This window comes from Mycobacterium sp. NPDC050551 (assembly GCF_040674075.1).
Lineage (GTDB): Bacteria > Actinomycetota > Actinomycetes > Mycobacteriales > Mycobacteriaceae > Mycobacterium.
The window spans coordinates 1,082,874-1,101,207 of sequence record NZ_JBFARC010000001.1 but is presented as its reverse complement, the minus strand read 5'-3'; the positions used below and the strand labels follow the sequence as shown (position 1 = coordinate 1,101,207).

The following is an 18,334-nucleotide window of genomic DNA, read 5'->3' as shown; positions in this document are numbered from 1 at the left end:
CGGAAGGAACGCCATCATGAAGATCGTCGTCATCGGGGGAACCGGCCTGATCGGCCGCAAGGTCGTGCAGGACCTGACCGAGCACGGCCACGACGCCATCTCCGCCTCGCCCAGCAGCGGCGTGAACACCGTGACCGGTGAGGGCCTCGCCGACGTCTTCACCGGCGCCGACGTCGTGGTCGACGTCTCCAACTCGCCGACCCTCGACGACGCGGCGATGGACTTCTTCACCGCCGCGACCACCAACGTGCTGGCCGCCGAGACCGCGGCCGGCGTGAAGCACCACGTCGCGCTGTCGGTGGTGGGCACCGACCGGCTGGCCCCGCAGAGCGGCTACTTCAAGGCCAAGCTCGCCCAGGAGAAGCTGATCGCCTCCGGCGCAACGCCGTACACGATCGTGCACGCAACTCAGTTCTTCGAGTTCGTGGGCACCATCGCCGACTCGGCGACCGAGGGCGACACGGTTCGGCTGCCGAACGCCAAGTGGCAGCCGATGGCGTCGGTCGACGTCGCCGAGGCCGTCGCGATCGCCGCCGCGAGCGAACCGCAGAACCGCATCGTCGAGATCGGCGGGCCCGAGCGGTTCGGCCTCGACGAACTCGTCCGCATCGCGTTGGCCGCCAAGGGCGACGCCCGCACCGTCGTCACCGATCCGGCCGCTCAATACTGGGGTGTCGACATCGACGACGACACCCTGGTGCCCGGCGCCGGCGCGACCCTGTTCGACACCCGCTTCGCCGACTGGGTCCGCGAGACGGTCTCCGCCCGGTAGCCGTCAGTCGGCGACGTCGAACGCCGCGATCACCTTCGTCGGGGTGATCCGGACGACGAGCTCACCGGGCACGCCGTTGCGGGCCCCGTACTGCGGGCCGAGTTCCTCGCCCATGTAGCGCGTCGCGATCCGCGTCGCGATGTCGAGGATGTCGGGATCGTCGTCGGTGAGCGCCGCGATCCCCTGGACCTGGACGAAAGAGAACGGCGGCCGCTCGTCGTCGACGACCAGCACCACCCGCGGATCACGTTGCAGCGCGCGCCCCTTCGCGGTGTTCTTCCCGGTGTTGATCACCAGCTGTCCGCCTTCGACGAGGAACCAGACGGGTGCGATGAGGGGCCGGCCGCCCGCCGCGACATAGCCGAGTTTGCCGGTGCGGGTGCCTTCGGACAGGAACGCGATGACCTCGTCACTCAGCGAATCGGATGCCATCCGACCATGATGCACGCTCCCCGCTATCGCTATCCGCGAAACGAAACCTACGATGGCGCGGATGGCGAAGACGGGTCGAGGACTGCGCGGGCGTGACGGCGAATGCGGCGAGCTTCGCCGTGTGCTGTCGAGCGCGCGATCGGGCGACGGCCAGGTGTTGGTACTGCGTGGCGAGGCCGGCGCGGGCAAGACCGCGCTGCTCGACCACCTGATCACGCAGGCCCGCGGCTTCAGCGTCACGCATGTCGCTGGCGTCGAGTCGGACATGGAACTCGCCTTCGCCGGCCTCCACCAACTCTGTGCCCCGCTGATGTCGCACATCGAGAGGCTGCCCGAACCGCAGCGCGACGCGCTCGCCGTGGCGTTCGGCCGCGGCGTCGGACCGGTTCCCGACCGCTTCCTCGTCGGCCTAGCGGTGCTCAGCCTGCTGGCGGCGGCCGCTGAACAGCAACCGCAGCTGTGCGTCATCGACGACGCGCAGTGGCTCGACCAGGTGTCGACGCAGGTGCTCGGATTCGTCGCGCGGCGGCTGCTCGCCGAACCGGTGGCGCTGGTGTTCGCCGCGCGCGAGCGCGGCGCCGAGGTACTGCGCGGATTGCCCGAACTCGCCGTCGGCGGCCTCTCCGACAGCGACGCCCGCGAACTGCTCGACAGCGTCGTGCTCGGGCGGATCGACGAGCGGGTGCGCGACCGCATCATCGCCGAGACCCGTGGCATTCCGCTGGCCCTGCTCGAGGTGCCGCGCAACGTCTCCTCGGCCGAACTCGTCGGTGGCTTCGGCGCATCGTCCACTCGCCCGTCCGCGGGTCACGTCGAGGAGAGCTTCGTGCGCCGCATCGCGTCGCTTCCTCGCGACACCCGGCTGCTGGTGCTCGCCGCGGCCGCGGAACCCGTCGGCGACGCCGGGTTGCTCCTGCGTGCCGCCGCGGCCCTGAACATCTCGGTCGACGCGCTGGCGCCTGCCGAGGCGGCAGGCGTCATCGAGTTCGGTCCGCGCATCCGGTTCCGCCACCCGCTGGTGCGGTCCGCTGCCTACCGCGCGGCCGACCTGGCCGACCGCAGGGCGGTACACCGGGCACTCGCCGACGTCACAGATCCGCAGCTCGACCCGGACCGGCGGGCATGGCACGCGGCCAACGCCGCCGCGGGCCCGGACGATGAGATCGCCGCCGAGCTCGAGGCGTCCGCCGGCCGGGCGCACACCCGCGGCGGGATCGCCGCCGCCGCAACCTTCCTCGAGCGTGCCGTCGCCCTCAGCGCCGACCCACGTCTGCGCGGTGCCAGGGCGCTCGTCGCGGCCAGGGCGAAACGCGACGCGGCGGCCTATGAAGCGGCATACGATCTGCTCGCGATCGCCGAACTCAGCCCGCTCAGCGAGTCGCAGCGCGCCGAGATGGCCTGGCTGCGGGCACAAATGGAGTTCGCTCGCGGCCGTGGCGGCGAGCCCGGGGCGCCGCAGATCGCCACGGCCGCCGCGCAACTCCTCGACGCTGCACGGCGGTTAGAGCCGATCGACGACCAGTCGGCGCGCGAGGCGCACCTCGAGGCGCTGGCGGCGGCGATGTACGCGTCGCAGTGTGCGCCGCCGGGTGCGCTCGTCGCGGCTGCCGAGTCGGTCCGGCACGCGGTCAACCGGGTGGCCGATCCACACCGCCCCGCCGACCTCATGCTCAGCGGCATGGCCGACCTGATCACCGGCGGCCTCACCGAAGGCGCCGACCGTCTGCGCACCGCACTCGAGCACTGGTGCAGTCATGCGCAGCGCGACGACGGCGAGGCGCTGCGATGGCTGTCGCTGGCGTTTCCCATCGTCCAGGAATCCGCGACGGGCGAACTGTGGGACGACGAGGTCATGCACCGCCTCGCGACGGCCATGGTCTGCAACGCGCGCGACGCCGGGGCGCTCGCCACGCTGCCGTCCGCCCTCGCGTTCCGCGCCGGAGTGCACGTGCTGGCCGGCGAATTCGACCACGCGGCAACGTTGTTGGAGGAAGCCGAGGAAATCTCCGCGGCGACGAATCACAAGCCGGTCAAATATCACCGGTTGCACCTGTCGGCGTGGCGTGGGAATTCCGACGAGACCACGGCGCTGATCGAGGTCGCCACCGACATGGCGACCGCCAAGGGAGAGGGCCGGCTGCTCGGACTCACCGGCTACACCGCCGCCATCCTGCACAACGGTCTCGGCCAGTACGAGGAAGCGTTCGCCGGCGCTCGCCGGACTTGCGCGAGTGACGATCTCGGCTTCTCCGGCTGGTGCCTGCTCGAGCTGACCGAGGCCGCCACGCACCTCGGCGAACAGGATGCCGCCGAGGAGGCGGTCCAGCGGCTCGAACGACGCGCAGGCGACAGCGGCACCGACTGGGGGCTCGGCGCGCTGGCCGGCGCCCAAGCCCTGCTCGCCGACAACGAGGAGGCCGACGCGCTGTTCACCGAGGCCATCGAACGCCTGGAGCGCACGCGGGTGGTGACCCAGCTCGCGCGCACGCAGCTGCGCTACGGCGAATGGCTGCGCCGCAGCCACCAGACGACCGAGGCGCGACAGCATCTCGGCCGTGCGCACGAGACGTTCAACCGGATGGGAGCGCAGGCGTTCGCGGAGCGTGCCCGCCGTGAACTGATGGCCGCAGGAGAGAAGGTGCGTAAGCAACCGATGCGCTCGGGCGACGAGCTCACGGCTCAGGAATCGCAGATCGCCCGGCTGGCCGCAGACGGTCTCACCAACCAGGAGATCGGCGCGCAGCTGTTCCTCAGCACGCACACGGTGGAATGGCATCTGCGGAAGGTGTTCGTCAAGCTCGGCATCAGCTCGCGCCGACAGCTGCGCACGATGACGTAGCCTCTGCGCTTCCCGGTAGGGTCGTCGCCACGGTGGACGCGATGGCAGGCAGAGCTCGAGGGCAGCGGTTGCGCGGACGCGCCGGCGAGTCCGAGGCGCTGCGCGCACTGCTGGCGAGCGTCCGGTCCGGCAGCGGCCAGACCCTGGTGCTGCGCGGGGAGGCCGGAGTCGGCAAGACCGCCCTGCTCGAGCATCTCGTCGACACCGCCGCCGGATTCCGCATCGCCCGGGTCGCCGGCGTGGAGTCCGACATGGAACTCGCCTTCGCGGGACTGCAGCAGCTGTGCGCGCCCCTGCTCGGCCACCTCGGCTCGCTTCCCGAACCCCAGCGCGAGGCGCTCGACGTCGCCTTCGGCCGCGGCGTCGGCCCGACCCCCGACCGGTTCCTGGTCGGGCTGGCCGTGCTGAGCCTGATGGCTGCCGCCGCCGACGACCAGCCCCTGCTGTGCGTCGTCGACGACGCCCAGTGGCTCGACCAGGTGTCGGTGCAGACGCTGGCGTTCGTCGCGCGCCGGCTGCTGGCCGAGCCGGTCGCCATCGTGTGCGCCGCGCGCGTCGAGGGCGCCGAGGCGCTGGCCGGTCTGCCGGAACTCGCGGTCGGCGGCCTGTCCGACAGCGACGCCCGCGATCTGCTCGACTCGGTGATGGTGGGCCGCATCGACCCCCGGGTGCGCGACCGTGTGGTCGCCGAGACCCGCGGCAACCCGCTGGCCCTGTTGGAAGTGCCGCGCAACAACCCGGCGTCCGAACTCGGCGGCGGCTACTTCAACGTCGGCGTCGGCCGCTCGGCGGGCCAGATCGAAGAAGGCTTCATCCGCCGCATCGAGTCGCTGCCGCCCGAGACCCGCACGGTCCTGCTCCTCGCGGCCGCAGAGCCCGTCGGCGACGCCGCTGTGTTCCTCGGCGCCGCAAGCTATCTCGGGGTTCCGGTGGAGGCGCTCGGCCCCGCCGAGGCCGAAGGGCTGATCGAGTTCGGCGGCCGCATCCGGTTCCGCCACCCGCTGGTGCGCTCGGCCGTCTACCGCGCGGCCGATCTCACCGAACGCCGCGCCGTGCACCAGGCATTGGCCGTCGCCACCGACCCGGAACTCGACCCCGACCGCCGCGCCTGGCACGCCGCCACCGCGGCCACCGGACCCGACGACGCCGTCGCCGCCGAACTGGAAGCCTCCGCCGATCGGGCGCAGAGCCGCGGCGGCATCGCGGCCGCGGCGAAGTTCCTCGAGCGCGCCGCCACCCTGACCGCCGACCCCGCGCACCGCAGCGCCAGGGCGCTGGCCGCCGCCCGCGCCAAACGCGACGCCGCGGCGCCTGCCGCCGCGCACGAACTGCTGTCCATCGCCCAGCTCGGACCACTGACGGATCTGCAGCAAGCCCAGGTCGCTCGGCTGCGCGCGCAGATGGAGTTCGTCCGCGCCCGCGGCGGGGACACCGGCGCCAAGCGGCTGGCCGACACCGCACCCGCGCTTCTCGACGCCGCCGAACAATTGGTGGGTGTCGACGACTTCTCCTCTCGCGAAAGCTATCTCGAGACCATCGCCGCAATCATGTTCGCCGGGCGGCTCGGTGATCCCCGCGCCCTCGCCGCGGCCGCCGCGGCCGCCCGCGTCGCGATCGGCGACGCCGAGGAGTTCCCGCGGGCGGTCGACTATCTCCTTCGGGGGTGGGCGGTCCGCATCACCGACGGCGTGCAGGCGGGCTGCCCGGCGCTGCGCATCGCACTGGACCACATGTGCGTTCAGGCCCGCGCCGACGACGTGCACGTGCTGCGCTGGCTGGTGCCCGCGTTCCCCGTGCTGCAGGAGTCCGCGGCCCTCGAGCTGTGGGACGAGGCGCTGCTCGACGAACTGTCCGCCACCGCGGTGCGGCGGGCGCGCGAGGCCGGGGCGCTGGCCGGTCTGCCGCAGACACTGGGATACCGGGCCGGCTTCCACCTGCTGACCGGCGAATTCATCACGGCCGCAACACTCATCGAGGAGGCGCAGTCGATCATCAGGTCGACCGGCTATTACTCGCCGATCACCCACCAGTCCATGCTGCTCGCCGCATCGAGGGGGGTGGCGGCCGATGCCGTCGACATGTTCGAGGCCACCACCGCCGAAGCCGGCGCCCGCGGCGAAGGCCGGCTGCTCGGTGTCGTTGGCCACGCGGCGGCGGTGCTGTACAACGGCCTCGGCCGCTACGAGGAGGCGTACGCCGCGGTCAGCGACGCCGCCGCCCACGAGGACCTCGGAACCCACGGCTGGGCGTTGTTCGAACTGGTCGAGGCGGCCGTGCACACCGGTGAGCGGGCGGCCGCCGCCAGGGCGCTGGCCGCGCTCGAGGAGCGCACCCTCGCCGCGGGCACCGACTGGGGACTCGGGGTGCTGGCCAGCACGCGGGCCCTGCTGACCGACTCCGCGGACGAAGCCGCCGTCGACGCCCTGCACACCGAAGCCGTCGAACGGCTCATGCGCACCAAGGTCGTCGTCCACGTCGCGCGGGCCCAGCTGCGCTACGGGGAGTGGCTGCGCCGCGTGAACCGTCGCATCGACGCGCGCAGGCAGCTCAACGCCGCGCACGAACTGTTCAGCCGGATGGGCGCCCAGGCGTTCGCCGAGCGCTCCCGGCGCGAACTCCTCGCCACCGGTGAGAAGGTGCGCAAACAGCCAGTCGCCTCCGGTGACCAGCTGACCGCGCAGGAGGCGCAGATCGCCAAGCTCGCCGGCGAGGGCCTGACCAACCAGGAGATCGGCGCGCAGCTGTTCATCAGCACCCACACCGTCGAGTGGCACCTGCGCAAGGTGTTCGTCAAACTCGGCGTCACGTCGCGCAGGCAGCTGCGCACCGTCTCGTGGGCCGGCTGAACCCTGACCCCGTGGTATCCACCACGGACCACTGACCACGGACCACGGGTTTCCAAGGGTCCCCCCGGGCTCTGCGGCCGCGAGTCTGAGTAGGACATCTCATCCACTCACTCGGAGGTTCACCGTGAAGGTCGTAGCGCCCGGCACCACCGCGACGGTCCGGCCCGACGCCGAGCTCGCCGCCCACTTCTCCCAGGGCGTGGAGCCGCTCCACGACGTGCTGCTTCGCGGCGCACGCAGATTGACGCACAACGACGCCGACGCCGAGGACCTGCTGCAGGACACCCTGCTGCACGCCTTCGCGGGATTCCACAACTTCCGGCCCGGAACCAACCTGCGGGCGTGGCTGTTCCGGATCCAGTACAACCGCTGGGTCAGCACGTACCGCAGCAAGCAGTCGCGGGTCACCGAGACCGCCTTCGACGAGATCCACGACTGGGACCTGGCCGCCAGCGCGTCGCACGAATCGCTCGGCCTGCGGTCGGCCGAGGACGAGGTGCTGGATCGGCTGCCCGACAACGACATTTGGATCGCGCTCCGGAGCCTGCCCGAGGGGTTCCGCGCCGCGGTGTACTACGCCGACATCGAGGGCCACACCTACGCCGAGACCGCCGTGCTGATGGGCGTCCCGATCGGCACCGTCATGTCGCGGATCTACCGCGGCCGCGAACGGCTGCGCGTCGCGCTGGCCCACCGCGGCCCGCGCGTGGACGCCGCAACCGACCAGCAGACCGCCGCCTGAGGAAGCGAGAGAACCGATGCCACAGAACAAGGACTACGACGACGCCTGGCACAGCGCCCTCACGGTGCTGCAGGAGGTGCAGCCACCGGTGATTCCGGCCGGCGCCCACGCGATGACGGTGCACATCGAGTACCCACCGGCCAACCGCGGCACCCCGCCGCACCGGCACCCCGGCGGCCCCGCCTTCGGCTACGTGCTCGAGGGCGAGATGCTCTTCGAATTGGAGGGGGAGGCGCCCCGCGTCGTGCGGGCGGGCGAGGCGTTCTGGGAGCCCGGCGGTGACGTCATCCATTACCAGGACGGCAACAACCGCGACGACATGTTGGTCCGCTTCACGGTCACCATGCTGTGCGTGCCGGGGCAGCCGATGCTCGAGCTGGTCGGCGAGGAGGAGCTGGCGCAGCGTCGGCATCTCCGGGTGGCGGCAGACCGCTAGATCATCTCCTTGCGCGTCAGCCAGCGCAGGATCGGCCAGCCCAGGAACACCGGCAGCCAGCAGGTCAGCACCCGGTAGAGCAGCACCGAGGGAACCGCCACCGCGGCCGGTACGCCGAACGCGGCCAGGCCGCCGATCAGGGCCGCCTCGACGGCTCCGACACCACCGGGGGTGGGCGCAGCCGACGCCAGCGTGCCGCCCACCATCGTCACCACCGTGACGGTGACGAGCGACACGTCGCCACCGAACGCGGAGATGCTGGCCCACAGCGCGAACGCCGCGCCGAGTGTGGTTGCCGCACAACCCAGGACGATCAACGCCAGCCGCCACGGCTCACGCGCCAGGGCCGCCAGGTCGCCCAGTAGTTCCTGCAGCCGCGGCCGTACCGCCGTCGCCAGCCAGCGCCGCAGCTTCGGCACGAACAGGAACGTGCCGAGCAGGCCGAGCGCCACCCCGCCGATCAGGTACAGCAGTGTCGCCGACGGCACGAACTTCGACAGGTCCGCCGACGCGCCCGCCACCGCGCTGAAGAGGATCAGCAGCGAGACATGGGTGATCACCTGCACGGACTGCTGCAGCGCCACCGCGGTGGTAGCCCGCAACGCGCCCAGTCCGCCCTTCTGCAGAAACCGCGTCGACAGCGCAAGGCCGCCAACCCCTGCGGGCGTCGTCGTCGCGGCAAACGTGTTGGCCACCTGCATGATCGTCAGGTACCGGAAGCTGATCAGGCCGTCCGAGCACGCCCACAGTGCCGCTGCCGCGCCGAGGTACTTCAGCGCCGACACCACCAGCCCGAGCAGCGCCCACCACCAGTTCGCGGTGCGCAGTTCGGCGGCGAACGTCGGCACGGTCGCGAGGAACGGGTACGCGACATAGACCAGCGCCCCGAGCAGCACCAGCTGGATGATCTGCCTGCGGGTGAACCGGGTGATGTTCTCCGCCTGGATCTTGTCGGCCCCGGTCTGGCGCATCACCTCTTCGCGCGCGGAGCCGATGATCGCCTTGCCGTCGGGCACTGCTAGCCGGATGCGATGCGGGACAGCCGATTTGGTCAACCGACGGGACGCCGTCAGCACCTCGTCCTCGCCGAACACCTCGATCGCCGCCTCGACGGCCGACTTCGGGTCGTAGACCGCCGCCGTCGTGGTCAGCAACTGGGCGATGTCGGATTGCAGTTGGGCGTCGGTGGCGCCGTACTCGGCGTAGCCGAACCCGCCGAACAGCACGGTGCCCTCGTCGACGGTGATCTCGTTGACGCGCAGGTCGCCGTGCGCGATCTGGTGCTCGTGCAGCACCCGCAGCGCGCCCCACACGTTCGACAGCGGGGTGCCGGCATCGAGCGGCAGGCCGCGCACGGGTGAATGGGTGTACAGCGTCCAACCGCGCTCGAGCGTGGCGATCGCCACCGTGGCGGTGTTCGCGACGTCGAGGTCTCCGATCGCGATCGCCATCAATGCTCGGTGCTCGACCGTGCGGTGCATCGACGCGTGCAGCGGAGCGGTCTCACTCGACCGCAGCCGCAGCTTGCGCCAGATCTGACGCAACGCGCCGCCGCTGCGCTGGTTCGGTCCGTACATCTCGACGGTCAGCCGGGCGCCGGACTCGGCGGTCGCCTCCAGCAGCAGCGGCCCCCGCCCCGCCGGGCGCATCACCGTCAGTGCGGTCACCACGAAACCGCGCCGCGCCATCCTGCGCAGCGCGCTGTCGAGCGGCACCTCCAGCGCCGGCGTGCCGACCACGAGCACCACCAGCGCGCCGACGAACCAGCCCGCAGCGAGCCCGAGCACCGACCGGGCAGGCACGACGGCCGAGACGACCAGGTGGATCGGCACGAACGCCAGCAGCAGGGTCCACCACCAGCGCCGCCACTTCGCAGGCAGCCACGGCCCCGACACGGTGAGCACCGCCGCCAGCATCGCGATCCAGCGCGGATCGTCGAGGAACTGTGAGAGCTGGGTGTCGAGCCGGTCGTTCAGGTCGAAATGCCAACGCGGAGCGGCGATCCCGTTGCCGGTGATGGACAGTGCCAAGCCGGCGATGAACGCCGCGGCGGCGTAGGCGCCGAGCAGCCGCCACTGCCTGGCGACGAGCAGCCCGAACAGGATCATGAACGGCAACGCCAGGATCGCCAGGCCGTAGACCAGGTAGACCAGATTCGACTGGGTGGGGGTGAGGAAGCTGACGATCTCCGAGATCGACCGTTCGAGGGCGTCCCACTCGTAGCGGGTGATCAGGGAACTCGTCACCACCACCGCCAGCACCACGGTGGCGATGGCCAGGCGCAGGATGTCGTTGGTCCGTCGGGTCAACGGCTGAAGGAGGCTGCCCGATACGGTGATTTCCCGCCCGTCGACCCGCATGATGCACCGATCTTCTCAGATCGACCTGGCTGGATCGTGACGCACGGGCACCGATGTGCTCGTCAAATGCGTCGACGTGGAGGAGGCTGGACGAATGACCTCCCCAACAGCACGACTCCCGGGCCGCCCAGCCCGGCGACCGTCGGCCTGACGTGGCGGTCAACGAGGAGCTGCGAGCCGCGGTGGACGGCAGGCGGGGTGCGGCGGCCGCCGACCGGCTGTGCGAGGCGTGCGTGACGCTGCTCGACATCGACGCCGCGGCGATCTCCCTGATCTTCGACGGCGCCAACAGCGCGACGATGGGGTGTAGCGGTGAATCGGCGAGGCAGTACGACGAACTGCAGTTCACCCTTGGCGAGGGGCCCTGCCTGGAGTCCATCGCCCGCCGGGCCCCGGTGCTGGTGGTCGACCTGGCACACCCCGACGAGGTGCGCTGGCCGGCCTACGGGCCCGCCCTGCTGGCCCTCGACATCCGCGGCGTGTTCGCCATGCCCGTCGTGGTCGCCGGTGAGTACGTCGGGGCACTCGACCTGTTCAGCGCGCAGGCCGGGCCGTTGAAGGCCGAGCAGCTCTCCGGTGCCTTCGTCGCCGCCGAGGTGGCAGGCATCCCGCTGCTGGACCTGCTCGACGGGGATCTGCAGGCCGCCGCCACCGATCCCCGCAGCGACGCGTGGACCCAACTCCACCACCTGTCGCGCGCCGAGGTCAGCCAGGCCACCGGCATGCTCGTCGCGCAACTCGACGTGGATCCCACCGAAGCCCTGGTGCGGCTGCGGGCGCACGCCTACGCCACCGGCCGCAGCGCCACCGACGTGGCCCGCGACATCCTCGACCGCCGCCTCAGGCTGGACCGCGACTGACCAGCCGGCCCGGCGAAGCCGACAGAAAGGAGGCCACATGACCGACACGCCCCGGGAAACCCGCGTCCTGGACGCGGTGGTGAAACTGGTGGACAGCCTGCTCGACGACTTCGACGTGGTCGACCTCCTCACCGAGCTCACCGAGCAGTGCGCCGAGCTGCTCGACGTCGCCGCCGCCGGCTTCCTGCTCGCCGACCCCCTCGACCAGCTCCGGTTGATGGCCGCGACGTCCGAGCAGGCCCGCGAACTCGAGTTGTTCCAACTGCAGGCCGACGAAGGCCCGTGCGTGGACTGCTACGCCGCCGGTGCGGCCGTCTCCATCGCCGACCTGGGCACCGAGACCGCCCGCTGGCCGCACTTCGTGCCCGCGGCGGTCGACGCCGGTTTCGTCTCCGTGCACGCCGTTCCCATGCGCGCAGCCGGCATCGTCCTCGGCGCGCTCGGATTGTTCGGCACCAGCCGTGGCGAACTGAGCGAGGCCGACCGGCTGGTGGCGCAGACCCTCGCGCACATCGCGTGCGTGGCGATCCTGCAGGAGCATGCGGCCACCCCGTCGACAGTGTTCAGCAAGCTGCGGACCGCGCTGACCAGCCGGGTGGTCGTCGAGCAGGCCAAGGGCTTCCTGCGGGAGACGCTCGACGTGTCCGTGGACGAGGCGTTCACGCTGCTGCGGACCTACGCCCGGGCCAACCACCAGCACCTCACCGACGTCGCGCGGCGCCTGATGACCCAGCGCGCGGAACGTCCGGCACTGCTCTCGGGCATCGCCGCCCTGCGGGTGACCCCGACGGGCTGATCAGCCCCGGATCCGGGCGCGGGCCCGCCGGGCGGCCTCCTCGACCAGCCGCTCGGCGACATCGCGCAGCTTGGCGTTCTCGGTCTGGCTGATCCGGATCAACCGGTCGAACGCTTCCTCCGCGGTGGCACCGGTCCGGCTGCGCAGGATGCCGATCGCCTGGTCGATCACCGCGCGGCTCTCCAGTGCCCGGCGCAGTTGCTCGGTGCGCTTCTGCGCCTTGGCCAGCAGCCGCGCGTTGTACACCGACACCGCCGCGGGCCCGGCGAACTGCGCGCCCAACTGCACAGCGTGCTCGGCAAAAGCGTCGCGGGCGTACGCATAACCGTTGATGGCGCCGATCACCTCGTCACCCACCATCAGCGGCAGTGACAGCGCCGAATGCACGCCCATCCGGGCGACATGCCCGCCGAAGTGCGGCCACCGCGGATCGCAGCCGAGCGACCCGCTGACCACGGGACAACGCGACCGCATGCTGCTGATGCACGGCCCCTCGCCGGTGGTCTCGTACTGCACGGTGTCGATTTCACGGACGAAGTCCGCCGTGACGGCCCAGCTCTCGACGCGTGGGGTGTCGCCGACAACGTCGATCACGGTCAGCCCCGCACCCTGCATGCCGGGAATCGCCTGGACGGCGAACTCGGCGACCTCCTGCATCAGGTCATTGACCGGCTTCGCGCCGGCCACGATGCCCGCAACGCCGGTGAGCCCGGCGGACAGGTCCGCCTCGTGCTCATCGAGTTCGGCGCGCGACAACTCAGGCTCGGGTGGGACCACCCGGCCGGGCTGGCATTCGTACTCGCGCATCCTGGGCGATGAATCTACCGAACGCGGTCCACCGGCGTAGCCGGACGGTCAGGTGACCAGGGTCAGGGCGTGTGCGCGCCGCAGCTTGCCCGACGGCGTCTTCGGGATCGTCCCCGGCTCGAGGACCACCACGTTGCGGGGACGGGCGTTGACCTCGGCGACCACCTCGTGCGCCACCTGGCGCTCGATGCGGCGCACCTCGTCGGGGTCCTGGTAGTTCTTGGACTCCACGGCGACGGCGAACGTCTCCCTCGACCGACCGGCGTCCAGCCGCACCGCAACGGCGCAACCGGGTCGAACCCCGTCGACGCGCGCTGCGGCGCGTTCGATGTCGGTCGGATAGATGTTGCGGCCGGCCATGATGATGACGTCCTTGATACGACCGCAGACCACCACGTCTCCGGCCTCGGTCAGGTAGCCGAGGTCGCCGGTGTCGTACCAGCCCCGCTCGTCCTGCGCGGCGATGAACCCGCCGACCGTCATGTAGCCCTTGGTCACCGGGGTGCCGCGGGTCTCGATGACGCCGACGGCCCTGGGCCGCATCTCGGCGCCGTCCTCGTCGACGACGCGCACCTCGAGGCCCTTGAGCGGCTGACCGAGGGACACCAGCCGCCGGGTGTGGCCCTTGTTCGACGGCACCGCGCGGTGCAGGACGGACAGCAGGTCGGCGTCGACCTCGTCGACGACCATGCCGCCGCCGCACTCGGAGAACGACACGGCCACCGTGGTCTCAGCCATGCCGTAGGCCGGGATGATCGCCTCGCGGCGCAGTCCGAACGGCGCGCCGGCATCGCAGAGATCCTCGACGTCGGCGGGGTCGACCTGCTCGGCGCCGGACAGTGCCCAGCGCAGCGACGACAGATCGAAGTCACCCGGCTTGGCCTGCGAGCGCAGCCGCTTGGCGAACAGGTTGTAGGCGAAGTTCGGGGCGGCCGTCATGGTGCCCTTGTACTTGTCGATGAGCTTGGCCCACAGCAAGGTGTCGCGCAGGAAGTCGATCGGCGTGACCTTGACCAGTTCCGCGCCGAAGTACATCGGCACGGTCAGGTAGCCGGTCATGCCCATGTCGTGGAAGCACGGCAGCCAGCTCACGATCACGTCGGTGTCGATGTCGAAGTCGCAGCCGACGATCATCGCCTCGGCGTTGGCCACGATGTTGGCGTGGGTGATCAGCACCGCCTTGGGCGATCCCGTGGAGCCCGACGTCAGCTGCATGAGCGCCACATCGTCGTCGTCGGTGTCGATCGGGTCGATCGGATCGCTCTTCAGCAGGTTCTCGATGGTCAGCACCGTGATCCCGATGCCTTCCAGCACCGGCGCGGCAGCCATGAACGGATCGGATACGACCACGGCCTTGGCCTCGATCATCTCGATGACCGCGGTGGTCTCCTCGGCCCAGCGCACCAGGTCGGTCCGCGGGGTGGGCTGATGCAGCATGGTCACGCTGGCGCCGCGCATCCAGGCGCCCTGCGCGGTCGGCGCGATCTCCACCGGAGCGCCGGCCAGCACCGCGACGGCGTCGCCGTGGCCGATACCGGCCGCGGCCAGACCACCGGCCACCTGGCGGGCGCGCTGATGCACCTCTGCCCAGGTCTGCCGGATCGGCGCGTGCGGCTCGCCCGTGTTGAGCCCCTTCAGGCTCCACTGGGCGTTGCGGTACATGGTCTCGGTGAATCTGCTCACGTGAGTCCCTCCGGTAGGTGCGCCGCAGGCGGCATCGGTGACATCCCGCCATGAGCAGGGCGAAGGCGCCCGTTCGGCTCAGGTGGGTGATGTTGTGGGTGGTGACGGAAACTCGTCGGTGGGTGAACCCTTCGCGTTCACCTCGGTGGGTCCGTCGCCCCGGGAGAGGCACGGTGCTATGCGTGTCAGACGGTCTGACTTTACGGAGTCAAGCGCCATCGAACGAGCACCCTCGCGTGTCGTCGTGATAACGATTGAACCCCCTGGCACGAGACTCCCCAGCCCCTCGGGCACCGTAATACGGCCGCGGTCACGTCGTGAGGACCCCCGCGGCGGGGAGCGATTCTCTCGCTCGCCACCGTGACGTTCCGCTTGGCTGGGTTGTCAACCGGGTCCGACGGTACAGCGAGGACCCCCGGAATGGAATTCGAACCGCGGAACCGGCGTTTGCCGGGCTCGTCCCCGGAGGCCGGCTCAGCCCTGCAGCCGCTGGCGCAGACCCGACGCCCGCACCACCCGCCGGCCGATCGCGGCGCGCACCGCCCGCTCCGAACCGACCACCCGCACCCGCTGCCTGGCCCGCGTCACCGCGGTGTAGAACAGCTCGCGCGTCAGCAGCCGAGACTCCTCCGGCGGCAGCAGCACCGTGACCTCCTCGGCCTGGCTGCCCTGGCTCTTGTGGATGGTCATCGCGTACATGGTGTCGACCTCGGAGAGCCGGCTCGCCGCGAACGTCTGCGTTCCGACGGCCACGCTCAGGCCGTCGCCGTCGCTGTCGGCGATCGCCACACCGGTGTCGCCGTTGTAGAGGCCGAGGCCGTAGTCGTTGGCCGTCACCAGCACCGGCCGCCCGGCATACCAATCCGTCCAGATGGCCTCACCCGTCGCGTCGGTCAGCCACCGCTGCACCTGGCGGTTCCAGTGCTGCACGCCGTACGGGCCGCGGCGGTGTGCGCACAGCAACCGGTGTTCGTCGAGCGTCTGCAGTGCGACGGCCGCGTTGCCCAGGATCGCCGCCTCGCGCAGTCGAAGTGCTTGCGGCAGAAGCACAGTGCGCAGCCGCTCGCCGGGTTCGTCGGTGTCGAGCCAGGCGATGTGGTCACCGCCGGCGCGCAGCACCTCGACCACCCGGTCGGCGTCGCCGTCGCGGATGGCGGTGGCCAGCCCGCCGATGGTCTCGCCGAAGCGCCACGACGTGACCAGTGTCGCGATCCGTGCGTCGTCGCGCGCACCCAGCCCGTCGACCAGGTCCGCGAGCACGGCGCCCGCCTCGACCGATGCCAGCTGGTCGGGGTCACCCACGAGCAGCAGCCTGCTGTCGGGTCGCACCGCCTCCAGCAGCCGGGCCATCAGGGTCAGCGACACCATCGAGGTCTCGTCGACGACGATGACGTCGTGCGGCAGCCGGTTCTCGCGGTGGTGGCGGAACCGCGACGAGTTGTCCGGCCGCGACCGCAGCAGCCGGTGCAGCGTGGACGCCGTGAGTGTGGGCAGCCGGTCGCGGTCGGCGGGGTCGAGCCTGCAGACCTCGAGGAGCACCGCCTCGAGCAGTCGTGCGGCCGCCTTGCCGGTCGGCGCGGCCAGCGCGATCCGCAGCGGCGGCCTGCCCGCCAGGGCCGCCTGTTCGGCCAGCAACGCCAGCAGGCGCGCGACCGTCGTCGTCTTGCCGGTGCCAGGACCGCCGGTGAGCACGGTCAGCGGCTGCGTGAGCGCCACGTGCGCGGCGCGGCGCTGCTCCTCGGAATCGGGGAACAGTCGCGTCAGATCGGGCAGTGGCGTGGACGCCGACGGCGCCAGCAGTGCCAGCACGTCATCGCGGACCTGCTCCTCCTCGCGCCAGTACCGGTCCAGGTACAGCAGGTCGGCGGCGGCGTCGCAGTGCAGGCGCAGCACCGGCGGGTCGGCGACCAGCGGGCTCGCGCGCACCGCGGCCAGCCAGGCGTCGGGCGCAGGCCATGGCAGCTCGGGCAGGCCGACCTGGGCGGGCACCGACCGCAGATCCACGCACACCGATCCGCCGCGCAACGCCCGCACCGCGAATGCGACGGCCAGCGCCACCGACTCGTCGGACTCCTTGGCCAGCGCCGTCAGGCGCCGCGCCACGTGGACGTCGGCGGCCTCGAACACCCCCGCATCGGTGAATTCGACGAGCCGGCCGGCCGCGGCGACCGTCACACCGGACCGCCACGGGTCTTCAACCGCACCATCCGGGCAGTGGAGCTCTCGTCGAGTTCGACGAGATCGGTTCGCGACCGCAGGAAATCACTGAACGACTTGAAGCCGAGCGACTTCTCGCTGAACGACGGGTCCATCCGCTTCATCTGCGCCTTGACCGCCGAGTTGTGCAGCCAGTCGACGTCGTCCTTCTCCAGACCGATCTGCAGCGCACGGGTGAGCAGCGCGGTGGCGCCGGCCTGCGGATCGGGTTCGTCGTTATCGGCCTTGCGGGTGCTTCTACGGCGCCGTGGCGCGGCGGCTTCGGCGGGCTCGGGGTCGGGCTCGAACACCGGCACACCGGGCAGCGCGTCGTAGGTGACGAACTCGTCGCACGCCGCGGCGAGGGAACGGGCCGACGAGCCGGCCACGCCGATGCCGACGACGTAGCGGCCGAGGCGTTTGCAGCGTTGCGCAAGAGCGATGTAGTCCGAGTCGCCGCCGACGATGATCACGTGCGTCAGGTCCGGCAGCCGGAACATGTCCTCGACCGCGTCGACGGCGAGGCGGATGTCGGCGCCGTTCTTGCCGTATGCCGCGGCGGGAAACAGCTGCACCAGGTCGACGGCGCGGCCGACGAGCTGATCGCGGTAGTTGGCGTTGACGTCCGAGGACCAGTCCGCGTAGGCGCGGGTGAGCACCAGCGTGCCGAACGACGAGGCGAAGTCGATGACCGCGCCGACGTCGACCTTGGCCCGCTGCAGCTTGTCCGCGAACTCGCCGGCGTCCTTGGTCTTGTCGCGCTGATAGGAGTTGCGTCCGTTGACCTGGTCGTAGCGGGAGATGACGATGTTGTCGAAGTCGAGGTAGACCGCAACGCGCGGGTTTGCCGGTTCCGTCATCCGATCAGTGTGGTCCATCGGCCGCGCGCCGAGCCGCGATCGCGGCAACTGCGGCGGCGCGTCACACCGTTTCGACGGCCATCCTCGGGTGCTCGTTGCAGATCTGCAGCACCCTCGTCACCATCGGGTTGGCCAGCAGCGTCCACTCGATGCCCGCCTGCGCGCACCAGCCGTCGATCGCGGCGATCGCGTTGATGCCGGCGGTGCTGAAGAACGCGAGTCCGCGCAGATCGAGGACCAGGCGGCGGCATTCGGCGGTGCGTCGCCACACGTACTCGGCGAACTGGTCGTGGTTCGAGGCGTCCAGGTCACCGGCGACGGCGATCCTGACCGCCTCGGGGTTGAGCTCCTCGGTGGTCAGTGACAGGCGTCCGACGGGTGGTTCGACGGCCGAGAACGAGGCGACGGGCTCGGCGATCGACGAGGTGATGACGGTCGCGGAGAATATTCGGTGCCGGATGGGGGCGGTGGAAGCGGTGATGGGAAATCAACTCCGAAAGTCGCTGCGCAGTTCTGCGTATGGTGTGTAACGGCTTGGCGTCGGACGCACATCGCACACGGAACTTTCAGGCTCCGGATTCTGCGACGGATTGCGGCTGGGATTTCAACCGATGTTGAGCTTACCTCGAACACGCGTCCGAATCGACGGCCCGTCTCTCTTTTCGGCGAATTCGTCGATTCCCGCCACGCGAAATTGACGTCGTG

The 18,334-nt window shown here is 70.8% G+C and carries 14 protein-coding genes; 7 read left to right on the top strand and 7 right to left on the bottom strand.

Annotated elements, in window-relative coordinates; translation table 11 throughout:
• The first annotated feature begins 16 nt into the window (after nucleotides 1–16).
• Nucleotides 17–772, top strand: a complete 756-nt coding sequence (locus AB0K11_RS05285; RefSeq protein ID WP_364972984.1) for an SDR family oxidoreductase — start codon at nucleotides 17–19, stop codon at nucleotides 770–772.
• Nucleotides 773–775: 3 nt separating this feature from the next.
• On the opposite strand, the gene AB0K11_RS05280 is transcribed toward AB0K11_RS05285, so the two are convergent.
• Nucleotides 776–1,204 (bottom strand): PPOX class F420-dependent oxidoreductase, encoded by a 429-nt coding sequence (locus tag AB0K11_RS05280; RefSeq protein WP_364972982.1) that lies wholly within the window; start codon nucleotides 1,202–1,204, stop codon nucleotides 776–778.
• A 61-nt stretch (nucleotides 1,205–1,265) separates the two neighbouring features.
• Between AB0K11_RS05280 and AB0K11_RS05275 the strand changes: the two genes are divergently transcribed.
• The 4 genes from AB0K11_RS05275 to AB0K11_RS05260 all read left to right on the top strand — a co-directional run bounded on the left by AB0K11_RS05275 (nucleotide 1,266) and on the right by AB0K11_RS05260 (nucleotide 8,067).
• Nucleotides 1,266–4,043 (top strand): AAA family ATPase, encoded by a 2,778-nt coding sequence (locus AB0K11_RS05275; RefSeq protein WP_364972980.1) that lies wholly within the window; start codon nucleotides 1,266–1,268, stop codon nucleotides 4,041–4,043.
• A 41-nt stretch (nucleotides 4,044–4,084) separates the two neighbouring features.
• Nucleotides 4,085–6,889, top strand: a complete 2,805-nt coding sequence (locus AB0K11_RS05270) for an AAA family ATPase (protein ID WP_364972978.1) — start codon at nucleotides 4,085–4,087, stop codon at nucleotides 6,887–6,889.
• 124 nt (nucleotides 6,890–7,013) lie between these two features.
• Nucleotides 7,014–7,631: a sigma-70 family RNA polymerase sigma factor gene (locus AB0K11_RS05265; protein ID WP_364972976.1), complete on the top strand. Its 618-nt coding sequence runs from the start codon at nucleotides 7,014–7,016 to the stop codon at nucleotides 7,629–7,631.
• A gap of 16 nt (nucleotides 7,632–7,647) precedes the next feature.
• Nucleotides 7,648–8,067 (top strand): cupin domain-containing protein, encoded by a 420-nt coding sequence (locus AB0K11_RS05260; RefSeq protein WP_364972974.1) that lies wholly within the window; start codon nucleotides 7,648–7,650, stop codon nucleotides 8,065–8,067.
• On the opposite strand, the gene AB0K11_RS05255 is transcribed toward AB0K11_RS05260, so the two are convergent.
• Nucleotides 8,064–10,427, bottom strand: a complete 2,364-nt coding sequence (locus tag AB0K11_RS05255) for a lysylphosphatidylglycerol synthase transmembrane domain-containing protein (RefSeq protein ID WP_364972972.1) — start codon at nucleotides 10,425–10,427, stop codon at nucleotides 8,064–8,066. The two genes, AB0K11_RS05260 and AB0K11_RS05255, sit on opposite strands and share 4 nt — an antisense overlap.
• Before the next feature lie 152 nt (nucleotides 10,428–10,579).
• Between AB0K11_RS05255 and AB0K11_RS05250 the strand changes: the two genes are divergently transcribed.
• Nucleotides 10,580–11,287, top strand: a complete 708-nt coding sequence (locus tag AB0K11_RS05250) for a GAF and ANTAR domain-containing protein (protein ID WP_364972969.1) — start codon at nucleotides 10,580–10,582, stop codon at nucleotides 11,285–11,287.
• A gap of 37 nt (nucleotides 11,288–11,324) precedes the next feature.
• Nucleotides 11,325–12,083: a GAF and ANTAR domain-containing protein gene (locus AB0K11_RS05245; RefSeq protein ID WP_364972967.1), complete on the top strand. Its 759-nt coding sequence runs from the start codon at nucleotides 11,325–11,327 to the stop codon at nucleotides 12,081–12,083.
• On the opposite strand, the gene AB0K11_RS05240 is transcribed toward AB0K11_RS05245, so the two are convergent.
• From AB0K11_RS05240 to AB0K11_RS05220, 5 genes are all read right to left on the bottom strand, one after another.
• The gene (locus AB0K11_RS05240) at nucleotides 12,084–12,890 is read right to left on the bottom strand and encodes a GAF and ANTAR domain-containing protein (protein ID WP_364972965.1); all 807 of its coding nucleotides are present in this window, start codon (nucleotides 12,888–12,890) and stop codon (nucleotides 12,084–12,086) included. It abuts the gene before it with no gap.
• 48 nt (nucleotides 12,891–12,938) lie between these two features.
• The gene (locus tag AB0K11_RS05235; RefSeq protein WP_364972963.1) at nucleotides 12,939–14,573 is read right to left on the bottom strand and encodes a fatty acyl-AMP ligase; all 1,635 of its coding nucleotides are present in this window, start codon (nucleotides 14,571–14,573) and stop codon (nucleotides 12,939–12,941) included.
• Nucleotides 14,574–15,047: 474 nt separating this feature from the next.
• The gene (gene recD, locus AB0K11_RS05230; RefSeq protein WP_364972960.1) at nucleotides 15,048–16,748 is read right to left on the bottom strand and encodes an exodeoxyribonuclease V subunit alpha; all 1,701 of its coding nucleotides are present in this window, start codon (nucleotides 16,746–16,748) and stop codon (nucleotides 15,048–15,050) included.
• Nucleotides 16,745–17,647, bottom strand: coding sequence for an NYN domain-containing protein (locus AB0K11_RS05225; RefSeq protein ID WP_364972958.1), 903 nt, complete (start codon nucleotides 17,645–17,647; stop codon nucleotides 16,745–16,747). Before AB0K11_RS05225 ends, recD begins: the two co-directional genes overlap by 4 nt.
• Nucleotides 17,648–17,690: 43 nt before the next feature.
• On the bottom strand, nucleotides 17,691–17,990 hold the full coding sequence (locus AB0K11_RS05220; RefSeq protein WP_364973749.1) for an STAS domain-containing protein: 300 nt from the start codon (nucleotides 17,988–17,990) through the stop codon (nucleotides 17,691–17,693).
• Nucleotides 17,991–18,334 lie beyond the last annotated feature (344 nt).

Coding starts and splice junctions, on each gene's coding strand:
- AB0K11_RS05225 (WP_364972958.1), bottom strand. CDS start 17,647: ATGGACCACACTGATCGGATGACGGAACCGGCAAACCCGCGCGTTGCG.
- AB0K11_RS05280 (WP_364972982.1), bottom strand. CDS start 1,204: ATGGCATCCGATTCGCTGAGTGACGAGGTCATCGCGTTCCTGTCCGAA.
- AB0K11_RS05240 (WP_364972965.1), bottom strand. CDS start 12,890: ATGCGCGAGTACGAATGCCAGCCCGGCCGGGTGGTCCCACCCGAGCCT.
- AB0K11_RS05285 (WP_364972984.1), top strand. CDS start 17: ATGAAGATCGTCGTCATCGGGGGAACCGGCCTGATCGGCCGCAAGGTC.
- AB0K11_RS05270 (WP_364972978.1), top strand. CDS start 4,085: ATGGCAGGCAGAGCTCGAGGGCAGCGGTTGCGCGGACGCGCCGGCGAG.
- AB0K11_RS05255 (WP_364972972.1), bottom strand. CDS start 10,427: ATGCGGGTCGACGGGCGGGAAATCACCGTATCGGGCAGCCTCCTTCAG.
- AB0K11_RS05275 (WP_364972980.1), top strand. CDS start 1,266: ATGGCGAAGACGGGTCGAGGACTGCGCGGGCGTGACGGCGAATGCGGC.
- AB0K11_RS05260 (WP_364972974.1), top strand. CDS start 7,648: ATGCCACAGAACAAGGACTACGACGACGCCTGGCACAGCGCCCTCACG.
- AB0K11_RS05245 (WP_364972967.1), top strand. CDS start 11,325: ATGACCGACACGCCCCGGGAAACCCGCGTCCTGGACGCGGTGGTGAAA.